Below are 22,671 nucleotides of genomic sequence, written 5' to 3'. Positions count from 1 at the left end.
GGGCTCCGCGCAGGCGGGCTGCCCCTTGTGTCGCCCCTGTCCCTGTGTGGGTGGACCTGCGTAGGCTCCTCGGGTGGCCACCGGCAGCCCGGTACGTCACGCTCCGCCCCGCGCTGCCCTGCGCGCCCCACGACACGACGAGGAATCGAGACATGAGCTTCTTCTCCAAGCCGGACGAGACCCTTCCGCCCGCGAACGCACCGCTCTCGCGGGACCGCATCGAGGCGATCCTCACGAGCAAGGGCTGGAACTACGGCATCGACGACGACGGCGACCTGGGCGGCAGCTGGGACGGCAACGTCTTCTACTTCTTCGTGATGGGGACCAAGGACGAGATCCTGCAGGTCCGCGGCCGGTGGAGCCGCACGCTCTCGGCCGCCGACCAGGCGCAGGTGGCGCTGCTCGCCAACGAGGTCAACCAGAGCAAGATCTGGCCCAAGGTCTACTCGCGCGTCGAGGGGGACCAGCTCGGCGTCTACGCCGAGGTCTCGACGGACCTCGAGTTCGGTGTCGCGGACGACCAGCTCGGGCAGCTCGTCGAGTGCGGTCTGTTCTCCGGCCTGCAGTTCTTCGAGCAGCTCGACGAGCGCTTCCCCGCCCCGGACGCCGGTCCCGCGGACGCGAACGTCTACGTCGAGGACCGCCCGCTTTGACGAGCACGTTCCAGGTCGACCTGCACGGGGTCGTCGACCTCCTGGCACGTCACCTGTACTCGAGCCCTCGCGTCTACCTCCGCGAGCTCCTGCAGAACGGCGTGGACGCCATCACCGCGCGGCGCGGGCTCGCGGGCGAGGACGCGCCCGCGACGATCCGGCTCCGGCCGCTGCCCGACGGCGGGCTCGAGGTCGCCGACTCCGGGGTGGGGCTGACGCTCGCCGAGGCCGGTGAGCTGCTGGCCACGATCGGTCGCAGCTCCAAGCGCGACGTCGAGCTCGGCACGGGCCGCGAGGAGTTCCTGGGCCAGTTCGGGATCGGTCTCCTGTCCGCGTTCATGGTCGCCGACGAGATCGAGCTCACGTCGCGCTCGGCGCGCTCCCGGCCCGACGGCGAGGCTCCAGCCCCGGTGCGCTGGCGCGGTTTCGCGGACGGCAGCTACGAGCTGACCGAGGTCGCGGCGGACGACCCCACGGTCCCTGCCGAGCCCGGGAGCATCGTCCGCCTGCGCCCACGCCGCGACATGGATCACTGGCTCGCCCCGGCGACCGTCACGGCCCTCGCCCAGGACTTCGGGTCGCTGCTGCCCGTGGACCTCCAGGTCGAGGTCCGCCTCGACCTCGACGACGGCACGCCGGGTCCGCGGGGCTCGTCAGCCGTCGACGGGGACGCGCGCACGGTCTGGCGGCGCCTCAGCGGCCGCGAGCTGCCCTGGCAGGAGCGGCACGCCACCCCTGCCGAGCGCGACGCGGCCCTCACGCGCTACGCCGAGCAGACGCTCGGATTCACCCCTCTCGCCAGAATCGACCTCGACATCCCCGTCGCGGGCCTGAGCGGGGTCGCGTACGTCCTGCCCGCCGCGGTGTCACCGACCACCCCCTCGAGCCATCGCGTGTATCTCAAGCGCATGCTTCTGGGCACCAAGGTCGACGACCTGCTGCCGCCCTGGGCGTTCTTCGTGCGCTGCGTGCTCGACGCCTCGGCGCTGCGCCCCACCGCGTCGCGCGAGGGGCTCTACGAGGACGAGGTCCTGCTCGCGACGCGAGAGGCCCTCGGAGCCCAGGTCCGGGCGTGGGCGCTGGCCACGCTCGCCGAGGACTCCCCCGCGGGCCGCGCGTTCCTGCGGGTGCACCACCTCGCGGTCCGCGCCCTCGCGCTCCAGGACGACGACATGCTGGACCTCGCGGCCCGGGTGCTCCCGTTCGAGACGACCGAGGGCACGGGCACGCTCACGGACCTGCAGGCGGCGCTCCCCGAGGGCGCGCGCCTGCTGTGGACCCCCAGCGTCGAGGAGTTCCGGCGTGTCGCGCCGGTCGCCGCGGCCCAGGGGCTCGGGCTCGTCAACGGCGGGTACGTCTACGACGCGGACCTGCTCGAGCGCATCTCGAACCGCTTCCCCCGGTGGCGGCTGTCGCCCGTGACCTCGAGCGACGTGTCCCAGGCGCTGCTGGAGGTCGACCCGCTGCGCGAGCTCGAGATCGCCGGCACGGTGCAGGCGATCGACGCCGCGCTCGCGCCCCAGGACTGCGAGGTGATCGTCCGGGCCTACGAGCCCTCGGTGCTGCCCGCGATGCTCCTGCACGACCGCGACGGCGACCACGAGCGCGAGGCCCGGGCGACGGTCGAGGCCGCCGACGACCTCTGGGGCCAGGTGCTCGCCGAGCTCTCGGGCCCTGCGCGCTCGCGCCAGCTCGTGCTCAACGACACCAACGACACGGTCCGTTCCCTCCTCGCGACCACGGACCCGCAGGTCCGTGAGGCGGGTGCCCAGTCGCTCTACGTCACGGCCCTGCTCCTGTCCGGACGACCCCTGCGGTCCTCCGAGGCGACCCTCATGAACGGCTCGCTCGCGGTATTGCTCGACCGCGCGCTGCGCCCCGGCACCACACCCCTGGAGGAGAACCGATGACCCGCTCGGTCCACGAGGCCAACGGGGCCCTGTCCCGCATCCGCGACCTGCCCTACGGGATCGCCCGGAGCACCGCGGCGGCCGGCGAGCTCGACGAGATCACGGCGAACGGCCCGGTCGAGGCTCGTGCCTACGCGCTGTTCGTCCTGGTCGAGTCCTACGTGTGGGGCAACGAGGTCACCAAGGCCTACCTGCCGTTCACCCAGCTCCTGCGGTGGTGGGACGAGCATCCCGAGCACTTCGACGAGCAGGATGCGCACTCGCTCTTCTGGTCGTTCAAGTGGATGGTCGGCAACCTCATGGACTTCCCGGCCGTCCCGGCCGCGCAGATCGACCGCACGCTCGACGACATGGAGCGCCGGTACGCGGTCGCGGGCAACGGCATGAACGCCGTGACCATGTCCCGCTTCCAGTGGGAGCGTTCGCGCGGGACGCAGGCCGTCGCGGCCGCGTACGAGGCGTGGGTCGCCACGCCGCGCGACGACTTCTCCCAGTGCGAGGCCTGCGAGCCCGGGGACCGTGCCGCCTACCTGTTCGACGTCGGTCGCACCGACGAGGGGGTCCGCCTCCTCGAGACCGTGCTGGCCGGGTCGCCCGAGTGCGCCACCGAGCCGGGCGACATGCTCTCCCACCTCCAGCTCGCCTACCTCGAGCAGGGACGCGCGGACAAGGCCGCGACCACCCACCGCCGAGGTCTGCGGCACCTCGACAACGGCGTGGCGATGACCGGCCCCCAGGGACGGCACATCGAGTTCCTGGCGCGGACGGGCAACGACGAGCGGGCGATCGGTCGCCTCGAGGAGCAGCAGGACAGCCTGCTGTCCGCCGACTCCCCGCGGGACCGGTGGTCGTTCCTGCTCAGCGTCGGGGCCGCGACCGCGCTGCTGTCCCGCGAGCACGGGGACCGGAGCCTCGCGCTGCGCGAGGTCCCGGCCTCGACGGTCGCGGGGCTCGACGCCTGGATCCGTTCCCAGGCCCTCGAGCTCGCGACGGCCTTCGACGCGCGCAACGGCACGGACGCCGCGACGCGGCGGACCGAGACGGTGTGGGCGAGCACCCCGACCGTCCTGCCCGTGAGCCTGAGCGTGCTGACGGCTCCTTCGGGTGCGCTGTCATCCGCACCGGTGACGGACCGTGCGGTGCCCGACGCCGCCGCGCCGGTAGGCGTCGGGGAGCCGGGGCCGGGCGGCGCACCGACTGCGAGCACCGCCTCGGCCGCTACGGCGCGCACGGGAGGAGGCGCCACGGGCCCCGAGCTCGTCGCCCGCGCGAGCGAGGCAGCGGCGACGGACCCGGCGTCCGCGGCGTTGCTGTACCAGCAGGCCGCGGCGACGTTCGAGGCCCAGGGGCTGCTGGCCGACGCCGGCTTCGCCCTGGCGGAGGCCGCGCAGATCGCCGCTCTCGAGCAGGACCTCGCCGGGGCGCTGACCGCGTTCCCTCGCGCCGTGGCCCTGCTGCGCGCGGGCGGGGTCGGGCCGGAGTTCAGGGGCCAGGTCGCGCGGGCCTACGCCCGGTCGTCGGCCCGCGCGGGAGACCCGCTCGTGGGCCTGGTCGCGGTCGAGAAGGAGCTCACGGACCTGGGCGGCCCCTTCGGCGCCGCGGCCGGAGGCGCGGGTGCGGCCGGCGACGAGCCGGGTGGCCCCGACGGAACGGGCGACGAACCGTCGTCCCGCGCGGACGCCAGGTCCCGCGAGCGCCGTGAGCTCTCGGACACCCGGGCCCGGCTGCTCGCCTCGACGGGCGAGCACGAGCAGGCGTCGGCAGCAGCCGAGGCCGTCGCCGAGGAGTACGCCCGGGCCGGTGACCTCCCGGGGGCCGCGCACGCGTTCTGGCTCGCCGGGACGACGCGCGCGGAGGCGGGCGACCCGGAGGGTGCCGTCGACGTGCTCGAGTCGGCGATCGACGGGTTCCGGCTCGCGCGCGACCAGCGGTCGCGGGCGAGCGTGGGCAACGAGCTCGTCGCGATCCTGCACGGGCTGGGCCGCGAGGACGCCGCCGCGCAGGTCGCGGCGACGCTGAGCGAGCGCTAGCGAACGCTCCCGGCCGGTCGGCGACTCACCGACCGGCCGGGGCGCCGACGAACCTCACGACCTCGTACGTGCGGTGCTCGTACTCCCCCACCGACCGCTCGACGACCTCCTCGAACGCGTCGCCCAGGGCGCCGAGCACCTCGCGCTCGACCTCTCGGGCCGCGCCGTGCGAGTCCGCCGCCGGGCCGCCCGCGCGAGCGGCGGCGTCGGGCACGGTGCTCGTCACCACCACGAGGCCCGCACCGGGCTCCTGCGCGAGCGCACGCACCAGGCGGCCGGCCTCGCCCGCAGGTCGGCCGGCCTCGAGCTCGACGACCTCGACCGGTCCGTCCCACCCGGCAGCCGCGAGCGCCAGCAGCCCGACTGACCCGGCGAGCCCGGCGGCGGGCAGCCCCTGCGCACCCGGGGCGGGCGCCCACCCCCACCAGCGCGGCTCGACGCCGACCGCCTCGAGCGCCGGACGCAGGACGTCGTGACGGCCCGCCGTCCCGCTGGCCGCGACGACCACCACGACCACCCGGTCCACGTGCGCTGCGAGGTCCTGGAACGCACCGAGCACGTGGGCACGCGTGTCCGCGAGCACCACGGCGCTCCCGGCGACACCGGGGACGAGGAGGGGGGTTCCAGGCAGGGCGACGGCACGGACGATCACGCGCGCCACGCTACCCCGCGGGCAGGACGATCCGCGCCGGGCGCAGGTAGGGTGGGCCCATGAGGTTCTTCGGCGGCAGACGGGGACACCATTCCGGACGAGGGGACCGTCCCGAGCCGGGCGACCGGTCGGGACAGGGCGGCGCGGACGGACAGGGCGGCGACAGCGGCCCGGACGAGGGCGCCCCCGCAGGACCTGACGGCACGGCCGCACCGTCGCTCGACGACGCGGCGCTCCACGCCTCGGTCGAGAGCCTCCTGCTCCGTGAGCTCGGCGGGACCATGATCGCCGACATCGACCATGACCAGATCCCCACGCCCCTGCGACGCGGGCGCGTGCTCGAGTGGATCGCCGACTCCGGGTACAGCTACTTCATCGACGCCGAGGACGACGTCGGCGGGCTGTGGCACGGGCGGCTCTTCTACTTCCTGCTCTTCGGCACGCACCAGGAGATCCTGCAGGTGCGCGGCCAGTGGAACAGGGACATCACGATCGAGCGCCTCGAGGAGATCCTCGAGTTCTGCAACGAGTGGAACGCCGACCGCATCTGGCCCAAGGCCTACACGCGCGTGCGCGACAACGGCATGGTCCACGTCTTCACCGAGGTCACGGTGGACCTGGAGCACGGCGTCAACGACGACCAGCTCGACCAGCTGCTCCAGTGCGGCCTGTCGACCGGGTCCATGTTCTTCGACGCGCTCGACGAGTTCTACCCGGACCCTGCGAGGTCGGCACCATGAGCCCCACCCCCCGCACCAGCTGGCTCGCGCGCCTGTTCGGCAACCACCGGCCCAAGCCCGTGGACGACGTGCCGATCGACGTCGAGCTCCCCACCCCCCTGTCGACACGACGCATCGGCGACTACCTCTCGCGGCGCGGCTACCACTTCCGCATCGACGACGACGGCGACGTCACCGGGACCTGGGACGGCAACCGGTTCTGGTTCCTGCTGCTCGGCGAGCACCAGGAGATCCTCCAGGTCCGCGGTCGCTGGTCCACGACCCTGCCTGTCACCTCACGCCTCGCCGTGCTCCAGGCAGTCAACGACTGGAACCGCGAACGCATCTGGCCCAAGGTCTACGTCCGCGAGGAGAGCCAGGGGCTGGCGCTGTACGCCGAGGTCTCGGTCGACCTCGAACGAGGAGCGACCGACGACCAGCTCGGTCAGGTCGTCTCGTGCGGGCTCGGAACCGCGGTCCAGCTGTTCAACACGATCGGCGGTCAGCTCCCGCCGGTCTGAGGCGATCTCCGGCAGGGCGCGGGGTCCTGAGGCGTGGACCTCCGCGTGCGGGTTCGTCGGTCGACGAGCCCGCACACCTGCTCAGGGACGTCGCAGGCTCGGCAGTCCCAGGCTGACCGGGCCACCGGCTGCAGGCGCCCCGTGCGAGTGCCCGTGGTCGTCGCCGCCCCCCAGGCGCGTCTTCTCGCGCGCGACCCAGGCGTCGCCCGAGCGCGTGCGGCGCACCGAGTACGTGCCGGTCCCACCGATGCCCGTGGCCCCGGCGACGGCCGAGTCGGCGACCAGGTGGTACGGAGCCGACCGGGTGACCTCGACGGTCACCATGTCCCCGGGGCGGGGCAGGCGCGGGTCCAGGTCGTCGGCCAGGCGCGGGTCGTCGGCCAGGACGTCGCCGTCCGCACGACCGGCCATGAGGGTCACGACGTCGTCGGGCACGGCCAGGTGCACCAGACGGTTGTCCGCCGCACGGCCCGTCAGGCGGTGCGTCGCGCCGTCCTTGCGGCCCGACCCCTCGGTCACGAGCACCTCGACCGTGCGCCCGACCTGGCGTGCGGACTCCTCGGCGCTGACCCGGTCCTGGAGCGCCTGGAGCCGTTCGTAGCGCTCCTGGACGACCTCCTTGGGCAGCTGGTCCGGCAACGTCGCGGCCGGGGTCCCCGGTCGCTGGGAGTACTGGAACGTGAAGGCCGACGAGAACCGGGAGGCCTCGACGACGCGCAGCGTCTCGGCGAAGTCCTCCTCGGTCTCGCCCGGGAAGCCCACGATGAGGTCGGTCGTGATCGACGCGTCGGGCATGGCCTCGCGCACGCGGTCGAGGATCCCCAGGAACTTCTCCGACCGGTAGGAGCGGCGCATGGCCCGCAGGATGCGGTCCGACCCGGCCTGGAGGGGCATGTGCAGCTGCGGCATGACGTTGGGGGTCTCGGCCATGGCCGCGATCACGTCGTCCGTGAAGGCCGCGGGGTGGGGGGACGTGAAGCGCACGCGCTCGAGGCCCTCGATCTCCCCGCACGCACGCAGCAGCTTGGCGAACGCCCCACGGTCGCCGAACTCGACGCCGTAGCTGTTGACGTTCTGGCCCAGCAGGGTCACCTCGATCGCGCCCTGGTCGACGAGCGCCTGGACCTCGGCCAGGACCTGCCCCGGGCGCCGGTCGCGCTCCTTGCCGCGCAGGTGCGGCACGATGCAGAACGTGCACGTGTTGTTGCACCCGACGCTGATCGACACCCAGCCGGCGTAGACCGACTCTCGCTTGGTGGGCAGCGTCGAGGGGAAGACCTGGAGGGACTCGGCGATCTCGACCTGCGCGGCCTCGTTGTGCCGGGCACGCTCGAGCAGGACGGGCAGGGCGTCGAGGTTGTGCGTGCCGAACACGACGTCGACCCAGGGGGCCTTCTCGACGATGCCGGACCGGTCCTTCTGCGCGAGGCAGCCCCCGACCGCGATCTGCATGCCGGGCCGCTTGGCCTTGATCGACGCGAGCTGCCCGAGGTTCCCGTACAGGCGCGTGGCCGCGTTCTCACGGACCGCGCACGTGTTGATGACGACGACGTCCGCGCGGTGCGCGGCCTCGTCGGCGGCCTCCGCGCGGGTGTAGCCGGCCTGCTCGAGCATGCCGGCCATGTGCTCGGAGTCGTGCACGTTCATCTGGCAACCCAGGGTGCGGACCATGTAGGTCCGCGGCGCGGCCGCCTCGGGCGCGTCGGAGGGACCCGCTACGGGGCTGTCATCGGGGCGCAGGGCGGTGGAGAACATCACCGTCAAGGGTACGGCGCCGCGAGCGCCCGGCCGAAACGCTGGTTCTCCGGCTGCCGGGCATCTGTTGTCCTTCTGTTGCCGAACTGTTGCCGGAAACAGTGGCGTGCGCAACAAATCCCCCCTAGGTTCATGAAATGGACGCGCAACCGAACACCCCGAGCGACGCTGCCGACGCGTCGCCCACCACACCCCTGTCCGCGCCCGCCGGGGCGTCCCGTGACGACGAGCTCGGCGCACCGCTCGTCGAGCTCCGCGGGGTGAACAAGCACTTCGGCGACCTCCACGTCCTCAAGGACGTGGACCTCACGGTGCGACGCGGAGAGGTGCTCGTCGTGATCGGCCCCTCGGGCTCGGGGAAGTCGACGCTGTGCCGGGCCATCAACCGGCTCGAGACGATCGACACGGGCACCATCGTGATCGACGGCGAGCCTCTCCCCGAGGAGGGCAAGGCGCTCGCCCGTCTCCGGTCGGACGTCGGGATGGTCTTCCAGTCGTTCAACCTCTTCGCCCACAAGACGATCCTCGACAACGTGACGCTCGGCCCGCTCAAGGTCCGTCGCATGAAGTCCGCGGACGCCAAGAAGGAGGCGCTGGCCCTGCTGGACCGCGTCGGGATCGGGAACCAGGCCGACAAGATGCCGGCCCAGCTCTCGGGCGGGCAGCAGCAGCGCGTGGCGATCGCCCGGGCGCTGGCCATGCACCCCAAGGTCATGCTCTTCGACGAGCCCACCTCGGCGCTGGACCCCGAGATGATCAACGAGGTCCTCGACGTCATGGTCGCGCTGGCCAAGGAGGGCATGACCATGATCGTCGTGACCCACGAGATGGGCTTCGCTCGCAAGGCGGCGCACCGCGTCGTCTTCATGGCGGACGGGCAGATCGTCGAGGAGGCACCGCCCGAGGAGTTCTTCACGAACCCCCAGAGCCATCGCGCCCAGGACTTCCTGTCCAAGATCCTGACCCACTGACCGCACCGCAGCGACAGCACCAGCACCGAACCACCGCCCCCGACCAGCACCTCCCCACGCAGCACAGCACGCCCCACGGATCCCGGCCTCGACGAAGAGTCCGGCGACCACCTGCAAGAACCGACAGCTCGACCGGCCACGAACCAGCCGGACGGAGCGGGTGACCACCAGGTCCCCCGTGACGGCTCGGCACGACGAAGGGGAAGACACCATGCGAGCACGTACCCGAACCGGAGGGCTCCTCGCCCTCACCGCGGCCACCGCCCTGATCCTCGGCGCCTGCAGCGGCGGCACCGACGACACGGGCGGCGAGACCGACGCCGCGACGTCCGACGGCGGCGGCGAGAAGATCACCATCGGCATCAAGTTCGACCAGCCGGGTCTCGGCTTCAAGGAGGGCGACACGTACACGGGGTTCGACACGGACGTCGCCCGCTACGTCGCCGAGAAGCTCGGCTACTCGGAGGACCAGATCGAGTGGAAGGAAGCTCCGTCGGCCCAGCGCGAGACGCTGCTGAGCACCGACCAGGTCGACATGATCTTCGCGACCTACTCGATCACCGACAAGCGCAAGGAGACCGTCGCGTTCGCCGGTCCGTACTTCGTCGCCGGGCAGGACCTGCTCGTCGCCGAGGACAACACCGACATCAAGGGCCCCGAGGACCTCGAGGGCAAGAACCTCTGCTCGGTCACCGGGTCCACCTCCGCGCAGCGCATCAAGGACGAGTACGCGGCCGGGGTCCAGCTGCTCGAGCAGCCCGGCTACGCCGAGTGCGTCACGGCCCTGCTCTCGGGTCAGGTCGACGCGGTCACCACGGACGACATCATCCTGGCCGGCCTCGCGGCCCAGCCCGCGAACAAGGGCAAGGTCAAGGTCGTCGGGGCGCCCTTCTCGACCGAGCGCTACGGCGTCGGGATCCCGCAGAGCAGCGACAAGTGCGAGGACATCAACGCCGCGATCACCGAGATGATCGAGGACGGGTCGTGGGAGGAGGCCATCACGACCAACACCGAGGGCACGGGGTACACCCCGAACGCCTCGGAGAACCCGCCGACGCCGGACGCCTGCGCCTGACAGGTCCGCTGCTGCGCCGGGTGAGCGCGTGCCCCCTGGGGCCGCGCCCGCCCGGCGCAGCACACGTCCGGTCCGGTCTCGTGCGGCGTCCGCGCCGCACCTCGTGAAGGGTGACCCGTCGTGGGTGACTACCTCTCTCAGTTCTTGCGGCTCTTCGAGTCGTACGACGTCCTGGGCGCGTTCTGGGTCAACATCCAGCTCACGTTCTGGGCGGCGATCCTGGCGCTCGTCATCGGCACGGTGCTCGCGCTCATGCGGATCTCCCCGATCCCGAGCCTGCAGTGGGCCGGTGCCACGTACGTCACGCTGTTCCGCAACACGCCGTTGACGATCATCATGGTGTTCCTGACGCTCGGGGTCTGGGGCCAGCTCAAGATCCAGCTCGCCGACGACTTCCCGTCCAACTTCTTCCGTTTCGCGGTGCTGGGCCTCGCGGTCTACCACGCGGCGTTCGTGTGCGAGGCGATCCGCTCCGGGGTCAACACCGTGCCGATCGGACAGGCCGAGGCGGCCCGCGCGATCGGCCTCTCGTTCCTGCCGGCGGCACGGATCGTGATCCTCCCCCAGGCCTTCCGTGGCTCGGTGGCCCCGCTCGGCAACGTGCTCATCGCCCTCATCAAGAACTCGACCGTCGCCGCCGCGGCCGGCGTCGCGACGGAGACCTCCAGCCTCATGAAGACCATGATCGAGTTCGACTCCGACGTCATCATCGCGATCTTCCTGACGTTCGCGATCGGCTACGTGATCCTCGTGATCCCGGTCGGGCTCGCGACGACCGCGCTCTCGCGCCGTCTGGCGGTGAAGCGATGACCGCCCAGCAGCAGACGGTCCTGTTCGACGCCCCCGGGCCTCGAGGCCGGCGCACCATCCTGATCGGCAACGTCGTGGGGGCGATCGTGGTCGCGGGCATCGCGGCCTACGCCCTGGTGCTGCTGGGCCGCGAGGGCCAGCTCACCGCGGAGAAGTGGCAGCCGATCTTCACGGCGGACGCCTGGGAGAACTTCTACCTCCCGGGCCTGCTCGACACCCTGCGCGCGGCAGGCGTCGCGATCGTCGGGGCGATCGTGTTCGGTCTGCTCTTCGGCATCGGGCGCCTGTCGGCGGTCAAGGCCGTGCGCTGGCTCTCGGGCCTGGTCGTCGAGTTCTTCCGGGCCGTCCCGGTCCTGCTCATGATGATCTTCTTCTGGCTCTTCCTGGCCCAGCTCAAGGTGCCCGACGCACCGTTCATGGCGGTCGTGATCGCCCTGATCCTCTACAACGGGTCCGTGGTCGCCGAGCTGGTCCGCTCGGGGGTCTACGGGCTGCCCAAGGGGCAGGGCGAGGCTGCTCTGGCGGTCGGGCTCACCCGGGGCCAGTCGCTCCGGTCGGTCGAGGTGCCGCAGGCGCTCATCGCGATGCTCCCGGCGCTGGTCTCCCAGCTCGTCGTGGTCCTCAAGGACACCGCGCTCGGCTACATCATCACGTACACCGAGCTCCTCCAGGAGTCGCGTCGTCTCGGATCCGCCTACGGCAACATCCTGCAGTCGCTGCTGATCGCGGCGATCCTGTTCATCACGATCAACTACGTGCTCTCGAAGGTCGCCGAGATCCTGGCGCGGCGCCTGCGAGGTCGGACCGCCGGCCCGGTCCGGGCGGCGACGCCCGGTCTCGCGGTCGGGGCGCGCGGGGCGGCTCCGGTCGGTACTGCGCCGGCCGCACCTCCTGCACCGAAGTGACCGGCACGTAGGTGATCGGCTCGCTGCGGCCGTCCCGGGTCCCACGACCCTGGACGGCCGCTGCGTGTCCGTCGACCTCGACGTCCCGCGCGAGCGGAGTGGTCCGCGGCCCGACGGCGGAGCTCGCCGTCAGAGGTCGTCGAACCCGCCGTAGGGCTCGTCGTCCGCCTCCTCGCCCTCACGGGCGAGCTCTTCGCGGACCAGGGTGAGCGCGAGCCCCGGGCTGTAGCCCTTGCGGGCGAGCATCCCGACGACGCGTCGGGTGCGGACCTCACGGTCGAGGCCGGTGGTCCTGGCCAGGCGCCGCTGGACGAGCTCACGAGCCGCGTCGTGCTCGTCGTCGTCGTCGACCTGGTCGAGGGCGCCCGTCGCGGTTTCGTCGTCGATGCCCTTGCGCCGCAGCTCCTGTGCGATGGCCCGACGGGACAGGCCTCGCTCGCCGTGGCGGGTGCGGACGATCATCCCGGCGTACTCGGCGTCGTCGACCAGCCCGACCTCCTCGAAACGGTCGAGGATCGGTTCGAGGACCTCGGACGGGTATCCCTTGCGGGTCATGGAGTCCATGAGCTGACGGCGGCTCTTGGGGGCTGCCGTGAGCGTCCGCAGGATCGCTTCGCGGGCGTGCTCGGTGAGCTCGGCCCCGGCCAGGGCACCCGACTCCACGCGGTCGGCGATCGTGGGACGCGGCTTGCGTTCCTTGCGTTCCCCCGAGTAGTCGCGGCGCCGGGTCGTGCTCGCTCCTCGGCTCGCGGACCGCTCACCGAACCCGCTGCTGCCGAAGCTGCTGCTCTTGCCGCTGGACCTACCACCGCCGAGCCCGGACGAGCCGAACCCGGACACCCCCCGCGTCGGCTTCCCTCGGCTCGGAGCACTGCCGCTGCGGGCCACGGGCCCCCTCCGGTCCGTGGTGCCGCCCGCTGCCCCGGAGACGTCGCCCGCCGTGCCGGACGCGCCGATGGGCGCGTCCCCCTCCTCACCGGGAAGGGGACGCGCCCACTCGGGCATCTGGTCCAGCGGGTCGTCGACGATCAGAGGACGGCCTTCTTGCCCTTACCGGCCGGGGCCGCCGCAGGGGTGACCGGAGCGACCGCGGGTACCTCGTCCGCGGGGGCGTCGACCTTGGCCCCGACGCCGAGCTTCTCCTTGATGCGCTTCTCGAGCTCGTTGGCGAGGTCCGGGTTGTCACGTAGGAAGCTGCGTGCGTTCTCCTTGCCCTGGCCGAGCTGGTCGCCGCCGTAGGTGAACCAGGACCCGGACTTGCGCACGAAGCCGTGCTCGACGCCCATGTCGATCAGGCCACCCTCGCGCGAGATGCCGACGCCGTACAGGATGTCGAACTCGGCCTGCTTGAAGGGCGGGGCCATCTTGTTCTTGACGACCTTGACGCGCGTGCGGTTGCCGACCGCGTCCGTGCCCTCCTTGAGGGTCTCGATGCGGCGGATGTCCAGGCGGATCGAGGCGTAGAACTTCAGGGCCTTGCCACCGGTCGTGGTCTCGGGGGTCCCGAAGAAGACGCCGATCTTCTCGCGGAGCTGGTTGATGAAGATCGCGGTGGTGCCTGACTGGCTCAGGGCACCCGTGAGCTTGCGCAGCGCCTGGGACATGAGGCGGGCCTGGAGGCCGACGTGGCTGTCACCCATCTCGCCCTCGATCTCGGCCTTGGGCACGAGCGCCGCGACCGAGTCGATGACGATGATGTCGATGGCGCCCGAGCGGATCAGCATGTCCGTGATCTCGAGGGCCTGCTCGCCCGTGTCCGGCTGCGAGACGAGCAGCGCGTCGGTGTCGACGCCCAGCTTCTTCGCGTACTCGGGGTCCAGCGCGTGCTCGGCGTCGATGAACGCCGCGATGCCGCCCGCGCGCTGGGCGCTTGCCACGGCGTGGAGCGCGACGGTCGTCTTGCCGCTGGACTCGGGGCCGTAGATCTCCACGACACGGCCGCGCGGGAGGCCGCCGATGCCGAGCGCGATGTCCAGGGCGATCGACCCGGTGGGGATGACCTCGACCGGCGCGCGACCCTCGTCGCCGAGGCGCATCACCGATCCCTTGCCGAAGTTGCGGTCGATCTGTGCGAGGGCGGCTTCGAGCGCCTTCTCGCGGTCTGCGGGTGCGGGCATGTCGGTCACCTTTGCGTGCGGGGCACGGAACCGTGCCGAAGTATGTTCGAGGCCGAAGACCTCAGGAAGCCTGTGTCGTGTCCCGACGGTACGTGCCGCCACTGACACTCGTCGTCCCCCGTGCCCTGCCTGTGGATGACGGGCTGTCGGCGAGTGCTGTGCACAACTCTACCCGAACACCTGTTCGAGAGGCCGTCCTGCGCGGCGTGTCGTCGAGCACGCCCCGCGCGCCCGCCACACGCCCGTCGCGGCCCGCGACGCACCGGTCCCACGACCGGCACGAGCCTTCACCGCCCCGTCGCGGGCCCCGTCCACGCCCTCAGCCCTCCCACGACTCCCCCGGCCGCAGCACGACCGCCCGGGTCTCGGGAGCCCACCGGTGCACCGCGGCCGCGAACGCGTCCCCCGCGTGGTCCATCCAGCCGCGCGGCAGGTTCTGCCCGCCCGGCGCGTGCAGCGTCCCCCAGTGGACCGGGATCGCGAGCCGCACCCCGACCGCCGCGCACACGCGCGCCGCCTCGGCCGGTCCCAGGTGGCCGCCCGACAACCGCGGCCCCCAGCCCGCCACGGGCACCAGGGCGACGTCGACCGGCCCGCCCGCGAGCGCCGGCAGGTGCACCATGCCGGGGTAGGCCTCGGTGTCGCCGAGCACCCAGAGGGTCCAGCCGCCCGACTGCACGAGGTGCCCCACCGCGGCGTTGGGTCGGTGCGGCATGGGCCGGTGCCCGTGCACCGCCGGGGTGAGGTGGACGCGGACGTGCGCTCCGACGTCGTGCCAGGAGCCGTGCTCCCCAGCCGCCCCGGGGACCCGGGGACGCCCCGGCAGAGCACCCGCGAGCGGGTGCTCGTCGTGCTCGGGGCCGGTGCCGAGCCCCACCCCGGTGAGCCCCTTGGAACGCAGCCAGCGCGCGTTGGCGGGGGCGGTCAGGACCGGCACGTCCCCCAGCAGCCGCAGGGACCCCAGCTCGGCGTGGTCGTGGTGCAGGTGCGAGAGCAGGACCGCGTCGGCGTCCCGCCAGACCTCGGCGGGCCGCACTCCGCGTCGCCGCAGCAGCCCGGCGTGCCGCTTCAGCAGGGGGTCGGTGACGATCCGCACGCGGCCGTCGGGCGTCGCGACGTCGAGCACCGCGCTCGAGTGGCCGAGCCACGTGACCCTCAGCCCGGGGGCCACCTGCTCCTCGGTCATGTCCGGACCCCCAGCTCCTCGAGCCAGCGCACGAGCTCGCGGTGCACCGCCTCGGCTCCCACCAGCATGCGCGTCCCGCACACGTCCTCGCGCGCTCCGTCCGACACCCGCAGGCTCGCGGGGTGCAGCAGGATCGCCTCGTTCTGGGCACCGCCCAGCCCGCCGTGCGAACCCACGAGCCCCTCGAACGCGTGGACCAGCCCCGCGTCGTCGACGCTCGAAACCAGGAGCAGGTCGCCCGCGTGCTCGAGCGAGGCCGCCCGCAGGAGGTCGGGCGCCGCGCGCGGCCCGTACGCTGCGAGCGGGTCCTCGCCATGGACCTGACCCGAGACCAGGTGTCGGCTGCCCGCCGGGCCGTACGCGACGACGTCGGGCACCTCGCCCTCCGGGGGCCTGTTCTCCTGCACGACCACGACCCCCACGGCCGGGTTCGCGACCAGGCCCGGCACGAGCGCGGGCCAGCGCGCCCGGATCTCGTCGCCCACGAGCCGCTCCGGGGAGCGCGGGAACCACACGAGGCCGAGGTTCCCCGAACCGACGACGGCGACCTCGGGCAGCTCCCCCGCGTCCGCCGGCGCGGCGTCCCGGTCCGGACCGACCAGCACGCGCCCACCCCGCTCGCTCCGCTCGTCGCGCTCTCCCGGCCCGCTCCGCCCTCCCCGGTCGCGGCCGAGCGCGTTGAGCGCGGTGTTGACCGCGCCCCACGCCTCGGAGTCGGCCCCCGCGGCGGACCGCACCCCGGAGGCCCGACGGCGCCGCTCGCCCGGTGCGGTCCGGACCGCCATGAGCCGGCGCACCTCGTCCAGGAACGAGCGGCCCACGACCTGCTCGAACGTCGCGCCGAGCGACTGCCCGTGGTCGGACAGCACCACGACCTCGTAGCGGCGGGGCGCGACCTCGGCGACCTGCTCGAGCAGCCCGACCACCCGGTCCAGCCCCTCGAGCGCCCGCATCGCCTCGGGCCGCAGCGGGCCCGCGTGGTGCGCGATCTCGTCGTAGTCGACGAGGTCCACGAACACCACGGGTGCTCCGCGCACGAGCTGCTCGGCGACGAGCGAGGTGTTGAGGTCGCGCAGCACCACGTTGGAGACGGCACGCAGCACGGGGTAGGCCCCCAGGCGCGAGACGCGGGGCTCCACGTCCCGTACCGCCTGCTGCCACCCCTGGTAGAGCTCCTTGAAGAACTCGCCCACGGTGCCCACGAGCGCCCGGACCAGCACGAACGGGCTCGAGAAGAAGTGGACGAACACCTGCCCCGGCCCCAGGCCCGCGCGGGCGCGGCTCATGACGAGCAGGTTCGTCCCTGCGTCTCCCGAGAACATCGTCGAGACCGCGACCCCGCCGCCCGCGAGCAGCCCGCGGCCGTCGGTCATGAGCGCCTCGACCCGCGCCGCGTCGGCGGGGTGGTTGGTCACCACGAGCCGACCCTGCTCGCGGTCCCACCACCGGAACGCGGGCACGTGCTCGCTCGTGCCGTGCAGGAGCCCGGCCTGGCTCGCGGGCGTGGTCGACGGGACGCGCGCCCACCACGTCTCGAGGTCGTGCGTCCCGGCGCTGATCCAGCGTGCGAGGTTCGGCGCCAGTCCGGCCTGGACGGCGTGGTCGAACGTCGAGCGTGCGACGCCGTCGAGCTGGACGACCAGGAGGCCCGCGGGACGGGAGCCGGGGACGGGGGCCGGCGGGCTGTCCGACAGGTCGGCAGCGCCCGGCGTTCCGCTCGTGCCGGGCGACGCCGGCGGCCCGGTCGGGCCGCCGGCCTTGCTCTCTCCCCCACCCGACGACGCCCGCGCGGCCCGACGGGCGGCCGTGCGCTGCGCCCGGCGGGCACGCCGCAGCAGGTTGTCGATCACGTAGTCGTTGTCGCTCGCGCCGATCGCCCAGCGGCCGATCGCCATGAAGAACGCCGCCAGGACGAGCACCGCCACGACGCTGCCCCAGTCGTCGGTCTCGAACCCCGGCAGGTACGTGAGCGCGAGCCACGCCACGAGCACCTGGCCCGCGAGCCCCGAGACCAGGGCCCCGACGACGCCCGCGCGCCCGGCGACGACACGCCACAGGGGCCGCAGGACCGCGTCACCGACCCCGACGACGAGCGCCGCGAGGAAGACCGACCACCACGACGTGATCCGCACGCCCGGGACGATCCAGATCGCGAGCCCCAGCCCGGCGGTCGTCGACACGAGGGACCAGAGGGCTCCCGTCAGGTCGTGCAGCGAGAACGGGAGCCGATGCCTCATGCCGCCATGATGCCGCGCACGACGGGCGGGCGCGCGGGGGGCGCCCGGCGGTTCGCGGCTGCACACCCGCCCACCCGGCGACGAGCGCCTACCGCGCGGGCGGCGCCCGGCGGTTCGCGGCTGCACACCCGCCCACCCGGCGACGAGCGCCTACCGCGCGGGCGGCGCCTGGCGGTTCGCGTCCTTGCCCCACCGCTGCGCGTCCGGCACCTCCAACGCGTCGCACAACGCGTGCCACACGTAGCGCGGCTCGACGCCGTCCTCGAGGGCCTGGACCGCGGTGCGGTCGTCCAGGGCGTTGAGCACCTGGTCCCGGGTCAGGGCGCGACCGTAGGCCGATCCGAAGACCTCGTCCACCAGCTGCCAGAACTCTCGATACCGCACGGGGACAGCCTGCCACGTCTCAGGGGGCACGTCCGACGCGGCTCCCCCGGCAGGGAGCGGTTGTCGGTGGCAGCGCCCACAATGGCGAGGTGACGTCCCCCGACCCGCTCGCCGGCTTCAGCGCTCCGACCCGCGCGTGGTTCGAGGGTGCGTTCGAGCGCCCCACGGCAGCGCAGGCGGGTGCCTGGGAGGCGATCAGCAGCGACCGGCACGCGCTGGTCGTGGCCCCGACCGGCTCGGGCAAGACCCTCGCAGCCTTCCTGTGGTCGCTCGACCGGCTGCTCACGCGACCCGACGAGCAGCCAGCGGGCGGACCTGCGTCAGGGCCGGACGACGACCGCGCGCAGCGCTGCAAGGTCCTCTACGTCTCGCCCCTCAAGGCGCTGGCCGCGGACGTCGAGCGCAACCTGCGCTCGCCGCTCGCGGGCATCCGGCAGGCCGCCGTGCGGCTCGGCACCACGGTCCCGGACGTCGTGGTCGGCACCCGCACGGGCGACACGCCCGCGAGCGAGCGGCGGCGCTTCGGCGTCGCTCCCCCGGACATCCTCATCACGACCCCCGAGTCGCTGTTCCTCGTCCTGACCTCGCAGGCGCGCGCGGGGCTGGCCGGCGTGCAGACCGTCATCATCGACGAGATCCACGCCGTGGCCGGGACCAAGCGCGGGGCGCACCTCGCGGTCTCGCTCGAGCGGCTCGACGCCCTGCTCCCGGTGCCCGCGCAGCGCGTGGGACTCTCGGCCACTGTCCGACCGGTCGAGGCGGTCGCGACCTTCCTCGCGGGGCACCGCCGGCCGGACGACCAGGGGCGCGAGGTCGTCGTCGTGCAGCCTCCCTCGGAGAAGAAGATCGAGGTCGACATCGTCGTCCCGGTCCCCGACCTCTCCGACCTGCGCAGCGCACCCGGCCCCAGCAGGGCCACCGGGGCCGAGGACCTTGCGCCCCTGCCCGACGGCGAACCCGACCTCTCGGGCCCGGCCACGGCTCGCCCGCCGCGTCCGTCGGTGTGGCCGCACGTCGAGGAGCGCGTCGTGGACCTCGTGGCCGAGCACCGCTCGACGCTCGTCTTCACCAACTCCCGGCGCGGGGCCGAGCGGCTCACGGCCCGCATGAACGAGGTCTGGGCCGAGCGGCAGGGCGAGGACGTGCCGGACGTCGGAACGCTCCAGCCCGCGCAGGTCCTGGCCCAGTCGGGCGCGAGCGCGGGCACCGAGCCCGTGATCGCCCGGGCCCACCACGGCTCCATGAGCCGGGCCGAGCGCACCCGCACCGAGACCGAGCTCAAGGACGGGCGCCTGCCCGCGGTCGTCGCGACGTCCTCGCTCGAGCTGGGCATCGACATGGGCGCGGTGGACCTCGTGGTCCAGGTCGGGGCGCCGCCCTCGGTCGCGAGCGGGCTCCAGCGCATCGGGCGCGCGGGCCACCAGGTGGGTGCGGTGTCCCACGGTGTGGTGTTCCCGACCTTCCGGGGCGACCTGGTGCCCTCGGCGGTGATCGCGGACCGCATGCGCACCGGGCAGATCGAGCACCTGCACGTGCTCTCGAACCCGCTCGACGTCCTCGCGCAGCAGGTCGTGGCCATGGTCGCGCTCGACGACTGGACCGTCGCGGACCTCGCGGCCCTCGTGCGGCGCAGCGCGCCGTACGGCGCCCTGGGCGACGCGACGCTGCACGCCGTGCTGGACATGCTCGCGGGCCGCTACCCCAGCGAGGACTTCGGCGAGCTGCGCGCGCGGATCGTGTGGGACCGGACGTCGGGCCTGCTCAGCGGGCGCCCCGGCGCGCTGCGGCTCGCCGTCACGAGCGGCGGGACCATCCCGGACCGGGGTCTGTACGGGGTGTTCCTCGCGACGGACCCCTCCACGACCGCGGGTCCCGAGGACACCGCCGGGGTGCTCGGCGACGCACCCGGCGGCGCCGCGACGGGTGCGCGGGCGCGGGGTGGTCGGCGGGTGGGCGAGCTCGACGAGGAGATGGTCTACGAGTCGCGCGTGGGCGACACGTTCACGCTCGGGTCGAGCACGTGGCGCATCGAGGACATCACCCCGGACCGCGTGCTGGTGACTCCCGCGCCGGGCGCACCCGGTCGCCTGCCGTTCTGGAAGGGCGACTCGCCTGGCCGCCCCGCCGAGCTCGGCCGGGCCGTGGGCGCCTGGGTGCGCGAGCTCGAGTCGCTGGCCGCAACCGGCGGGCCGCTCGCCGAACGCCTGCGCGACGCCGGGCTCGACGCCTGGGCAACCGACAACCTCGTCGCCTACCTCGCGGACCAGCGGGAGGCCACGGGCCGCGTGCCGGACGACCGGACCGTCGTCGTCGAACGCTTCCGCGACGAGCTGGGCGACTGGCGCGTCGTCATCCACTCGCCCTACGGGGCCAAGGTCCACGCGCCGTGGGCGCTCGTCCTGGGCGCTCGGCTGCGCGACCGCTACGGCCTGGACGCCGCGGCCATGCACTCGGACGACGGGATCGTGCTGCGGCTGCCGGACCTGGGCGACGGCGGCTGGGGCGACGAGCCCGGCGGCACGGCCGGACCGGGGGGCGCGGGCTCGCCCGTCGTGACGGCCGAGGACCTGCTCCTCGCCCCCGAGGAGGTCCTCGACGAGGTCCGTGCCGAGCTCGGCGGCTCCATCATGTTCGCCGCGCGCTTCCGCGAGGCGGCGGCCCGCGCCCTGCTGCTCCCCCGGCGCCACCCCGACAAGCGCCAGCCCCTGTGGCAGCAGCGGCAGCGCTCGGCCCAGCTGCTCTCGGTCGCGAGCGAGTACCCCGAGTTCCCGATCGTCCTGGAGGCCGCGCGCGAGTGCCTCCAGGACGACTTCGACGTCGCCGCCCTGACCGAGCTCATGCGGGACCTGGCCGCGGGCAGGGTCCGGCTGGTAGACGTCACGACCCCGACTCCGTCACCCTTCGCCCAGTCGCTCCTGTTCGGGTACACGGCCCAGTTCCTGTACGACGGCGACGCTCCCCTCGCCGAGCGCCGCGCGGCCGCGCTCTCGCTCGACCCCACGCTCCTGGCCGAGCTGCTCGGCACCGACGGCGGGGCCTCGCAGCTCGCGGACCTGCTGGACCCGGAGTCGGTCGAGCGGACCGAGGCCGAGCTCGGCGCCCTGGTGCCGGGCCGCCAGGCGCGGCACGCGGAGGACGTGTGGGACCTGCTGCGCAGGCTCGGCCCGCTCCCGGCCGCGGAGGTCGCACGCCGCACGCGCGAGGAGGTGCGCGAGGAGGTGCCCGCCTGGCTCACGGGCCTCGAAGGGGCGCGCCGGGTGATCCAGGTGCGTCTGGCCGGCGTGCCCGACGCCGTCGCGCAGCAGTGGGCCGTGGTCGAGGACGCCGGGCGGCTGCGGGACGCGCTGGGGGTCGCCCTCCCCACGGGCATCCCTGAGGTCTTCACCGAGCCGGTCCCCGACCCGCTGGGCGACCTCGTGCGGCGCCACGCCCGCACGCACGGACCGTTCGGGGCGCACGAGGTCGCGTCGCGCTTCGGGATCGGCGTCGCGGTCGCCACGGGGGTCCTGCGGCGGCTCGAGGCCGCCCGGGTCCTCGTGTGCGGCCGCCTGCGCCCCGAGTCCCTCGGCGGGACAGGTGAGGAGTGGTGCGACGCCGAGGTCCTGCGCACCCTGCGCCGTCGGTCGCTCGCCGCGCTGCGGGCCGAGGTCGAGCCCGTCGCCCCCGAGGCCCTGGGCGTGTTCCTCCCGCGCTGGCACGGGATCGGCACGCTGCGGGGCACCGACGGGCTGCTGCGGGTCGTCGAGCAGCTCTCGGGGGCCGCGGTCCCCGCCTCGGCGCTCGAGACCCTCGTGCTGCCCGCACGCGTGATCGACTACTCGCCCGCTCTGCTCGACGAGCTGACCACCACGGGCGAGGTCCTGTGGTGCGGGCACTCGTCGCTGCCCGGTGGCAAGGACGGTCTCGTGAGCCTGCACCTCGCCGACGCCGCACCGCTCACTCTTCCCGAGGTGACGCCCGTCGAGGAGGACGGCCCGCTCGACAGCGACCTGCACCGGGCGGTCGTCGACCTGCTCACCGGCTCGGGGGGGTTCTTCCTGCCCCGCATCGCCGAGCTCGCGGACGCGTCCCAGGCGGCGACGCTGGAGGTGCTGTGGGACCTCGTGTGGGCGGGCTGGGTCACCAACGACGGGCTCGGGGCCCTGCGCAGCCGCCTCGGCCCGGGAGGCGGCGCGCACCGCGCACCGCGCGCCCCCGTCCGCGCCCGCCCCCTGTCGCGCGGCCGGTTCGCCTCGCTCGGGGCCGGCTCACCGGGCGCAGCGCGCGGTGAGTCCGACCTGCGCGGTGGCTCGGGCCGGTGGTCGGCGCTCCCCGCGCGCGAGCCCGACCCCACGCGGCGCACGCACGCCCTGACCCGGGTCCTGCTCGACCGTCACGGTGTGCTGACCCGCGGCGCGGCGCCCTCCGAGGGCGTGACGAACTACTTCCGGGGCGTCTACCGCGTGCTGTCGGAGCTCGAGACCACGGGCACCGTCCGGCGCGGCTACTTCGTCGAGCACCTGGGCGGCTCGCAGTTCGCGCTGCCCGGGGCCGTCGACCAGCTCCGCACCGACGCCCAGGACCGCGAGCACGCCGCGGAGTCGGCGGGCCGTCGCGAGCTCTCGGCGCTGCTGCTCGCCGCGACCGACCCGGCCAACCCCTACGGTGCGGCCCTGCCGTGGCCCGAGCCCCGGGTCCCTCACGAGCCGGGTGGCGGGGCGCCCGTCGGCCTCGGGGCGCGGGCCACGGCAGGGCCGCACCGTAGGG

General features: G+C 73.6%; 17 protein-coding genes. 10 read left to right on the top strand and 7 right to left on the bottom strand.

The window, feature by feature from the left end; genetic code table 11:
- Positions 1-152: 152 nt before the first annotated feature.
- Genes OERS_RS08305 through OERS_RS08295 form a run of 3 tightly spaced genes read left to right on the top strand, consistent with a single transcriptional unit; the run spans position 153 to position 4,593 of the window.
- Positions 153-653 carry a type III secretion system chaperone family protein gene (locus tag OERS_RS08305; protein WP_056648794.1) on the top strand — a complete coding sequence of 167 codons (501 nt, stop codon included), beginning with the start codon at positions 153-155 and terminating at the stop codon, positions 651-653.
- Positions 650-2,563 carry an HSP90 family protein gene (locus OERS_RS08300; RefSeq protein WP_068625422.1) on the top strand — a complete coding sequence of 638 codons (1,914 nt, stop codon included), beginning with the start codon at positions 650-652 and terminating at the stop codon, positions 2,561-2,563. The genes OERS_RS08305 and OERS_RS08300 overlap by 4 nt, the downstream gene beginning before the upstream one ends.
- Complete coding sequence (locus tag OERS_RS08295; protein WP_068625421.1) at positions 2,560-4,593, top strand: hypothetical protein; 2,034 nt, start codon at positions 2,560-2,562, stop codon at positions 4,591-4,593. Before OERS_RS08300 ends, OERS_RS08295 begins: the two co-directional genes overlap by 4 nt.
- Before the next feature lie 25 nt (positions 4,594-4,618).
- Here OERS_RS08295 and OERS_RS08290 read toward each other — a convergent pair whose 3' ends face one another.
- Positions 4,619-5,245: a hypothetical protein gene (locus OERS_RS08290; protein WP_139107755.1), complete on the bottom strand. Its 627-nt coding sequence runs from the start codon at positions 5,243-5,245 to the stop codon at positions 4,619-4,621.
- Positions 5,246-5,304: 59 nt separating this feature from the next.
- Here OERS_RS08290 and OERS_RS08285 point away from each other — a divergent pair, with 59 nt between their 5' ends.
- A complete protein-coding gene (locus tag OERS_RS08285) occupies positions 5,305-5,985 on the top strand; it encodes a type III secretion system chaperone family protein (protein WP_082608723.1) in 681 nt (226 codons plus the stop codon).
- A complete protein-coding gene (locus OERS_RS08280) occupies positions 5,982-6,485 on the top strand; it encodes a type III secretion system chaperone family protein (protein WP_082608722.1) in 504 nt (167 codons plus the stop codon). The genes OERS_RS08285 and OERS_RS08280 overlap by 4 nt, the downstream gene beginning before the upstream one ends.
- A gap of 81 nt (positions 6,486-6,566) precedes the next feature.
- Here OERS_RS08280 and miaB read toward each other — a convergent pair whose 3' ends face one another.
- Positions 6,567-8,240, bottom strand: a complete 1,674-nt coding sequence (gene miaB / locus OERS_RS08275; protein ID WP_082848849.1) for a tRNA (N6-isopentenyl adenosine(37)-C2)-methylthiotransferase MiaB — start codon at positions 8,238-8,240, stop codon at positions 6,567-6,569.
- Between the two features lie 137 nt (positions 8,241-8,377).
- Between miaB and OERS_RS08270 the strand changes: the two genes are divergently transcribed.
- The 4 genes from OERS_RS08270 to OERS_RS08255 all read left to right on the top strand — a co-directional run bounded on the left by OERS_RS08270 (position 8,378) and on the right by OERS_RS08255 (position 12,001).
- Positions 8,378-9,211 (top strand): amino acid ABC transporter ATP-binding protein, encoded by an 834-nt coding sequence (locus OERS_RS08270; protein ID WP_082618227.1) that lies wholly within the window; start codon positions 8,378-8,380, stop codon positions 9,209-9,211.
- A gap of 211 nt (positions 9,212-9,422) precedes the next feature.
- Positions 9,423-10,286: a glutamate ABC transporter substrate-binding protein gene (locus tag OERS_RS08265; RefSeq protein ID WP_068625419.1), complete on the top strand. Its 864-nt coding sequence runs from the start codon at positions 9,423-9,425 to the stop codon at positions 10,284-10,286.
- Between the two features lie 120 nt (positions 10,287-10,406).
- Entirely contained in the window at positions 10,407-11,096 is a 690-nt protein-coding gene (locus tag OERS_RS08260) for an amino acid ABC transporter permease (protein WP_030150550.1), read from the top strand.
- Positions 11,093-12,001, top strand: a complete 909-nt coding sequence (locus tag OERS_RS08255) for an amino acid ABC transporter permease (protein ID WP_056648784.1) — start codon at positions 11,093-11,095, stop codon at positions 11,999-12,001. Before OERS_RS08260 ends, OERS_RS08255 begins: the two co-directional genes overlap by 4 nt.
- A gap of 129 nt (positions 12,002-12,130) precedes the next feature.
- Here the strand turns inward: OERS_RS08255 and OERS_RS20660 are convergent, their stop codons facing one another.
- From OERS_RS20660 to OERS_RS08230, 5 genes are all read right to left on the bottom strand, one after another.
- The gene (locus OERS_RS20660) at positions 12,131-13,006 is read right to left on the bottom strand and encodes a regulatory protein RecX (RefSeq protein WP_083201319.1); all 876 of its coding nucleotides are present in this window, start codon (positions 13,004-13,006) and stop codon (positions 12,131-12,133) included.
- Between the two features lie 23 nt (positions 13,007-13,029).
- The gene (recA, locus tag OERS_RS08245) at positions 13,030-14,118 is read right to left on the bottom strand and encodes a recombinase RecA (RefSeq protein ID WP_056648782.1); all 1,089 of its coding nucleotides are present in this window, start codon (positions 14,116-14,118) and stop codon (positions 13,030-13,032) included.
- A gap of 319 nt (positions 14,119-14,437) precedes the next feature.
- Entirely contained in the window at positions 14,438-15,304 is an 867-nt protein-coding gene (locus tag OERS_RS08240; RefSeq protein ID WP_068625418.1) for an MBL fold metallo-hydrolase, read from the bottom strand.
- Positions 15,301-17,541 carry a phage holin family protein gene (locus tag OERS_RS08235; protein WP_068625417.1) on the bottom strand — a complete coding sequence of 747 codons (2,241 nt, stop codon included), beginning with the start codon at positions 17,539-17,541 and terminating at the stop codon, positions 15,301-15,303. The genes OERS_RS08240 and OERS_RS08235 overlap by 4 nt, the downstream gene beginning before the upstream one ends.
- A 150-nt stretch (positions 17,542-17,691) precedes the next feature.
- Complete coding sequence (locus tag OERS_RS08230; protein ID WP_056649031.1) at positions 17,692-17,925, bottom strand: DUF3046 domain-containing protein; 234 nt, start codon at positions 17,923-17,925, stop codon at positions 17,692-17,694.
- Between the two features lie 89 nt (positions 17,926-18,014).
- On the opposite strand from OERS_RS08230, the gene OERS_RS08225 reads away from it, so the two are divergent.
- On the top strand, positions 18,015-22,671 hold a 4,657-nt coding region (locus OERS_RS08225), incomplete at its 3' end, for an Lhr family helicase (RefSeq protein WP_139107754.1).

This window comes from Oerskovia enterophila (assembly GCF_001692445.1).
Taxonomy (GTDB): Bacteria; Actinomycetota; Actinomycetes; order Actinomycetales; family Cellulomonadaceae; genus Oerskovia; species Oerskovia enterophila.
This window is presented reverse-complemented; position numbering and strand designations above follow the sequence as displayed.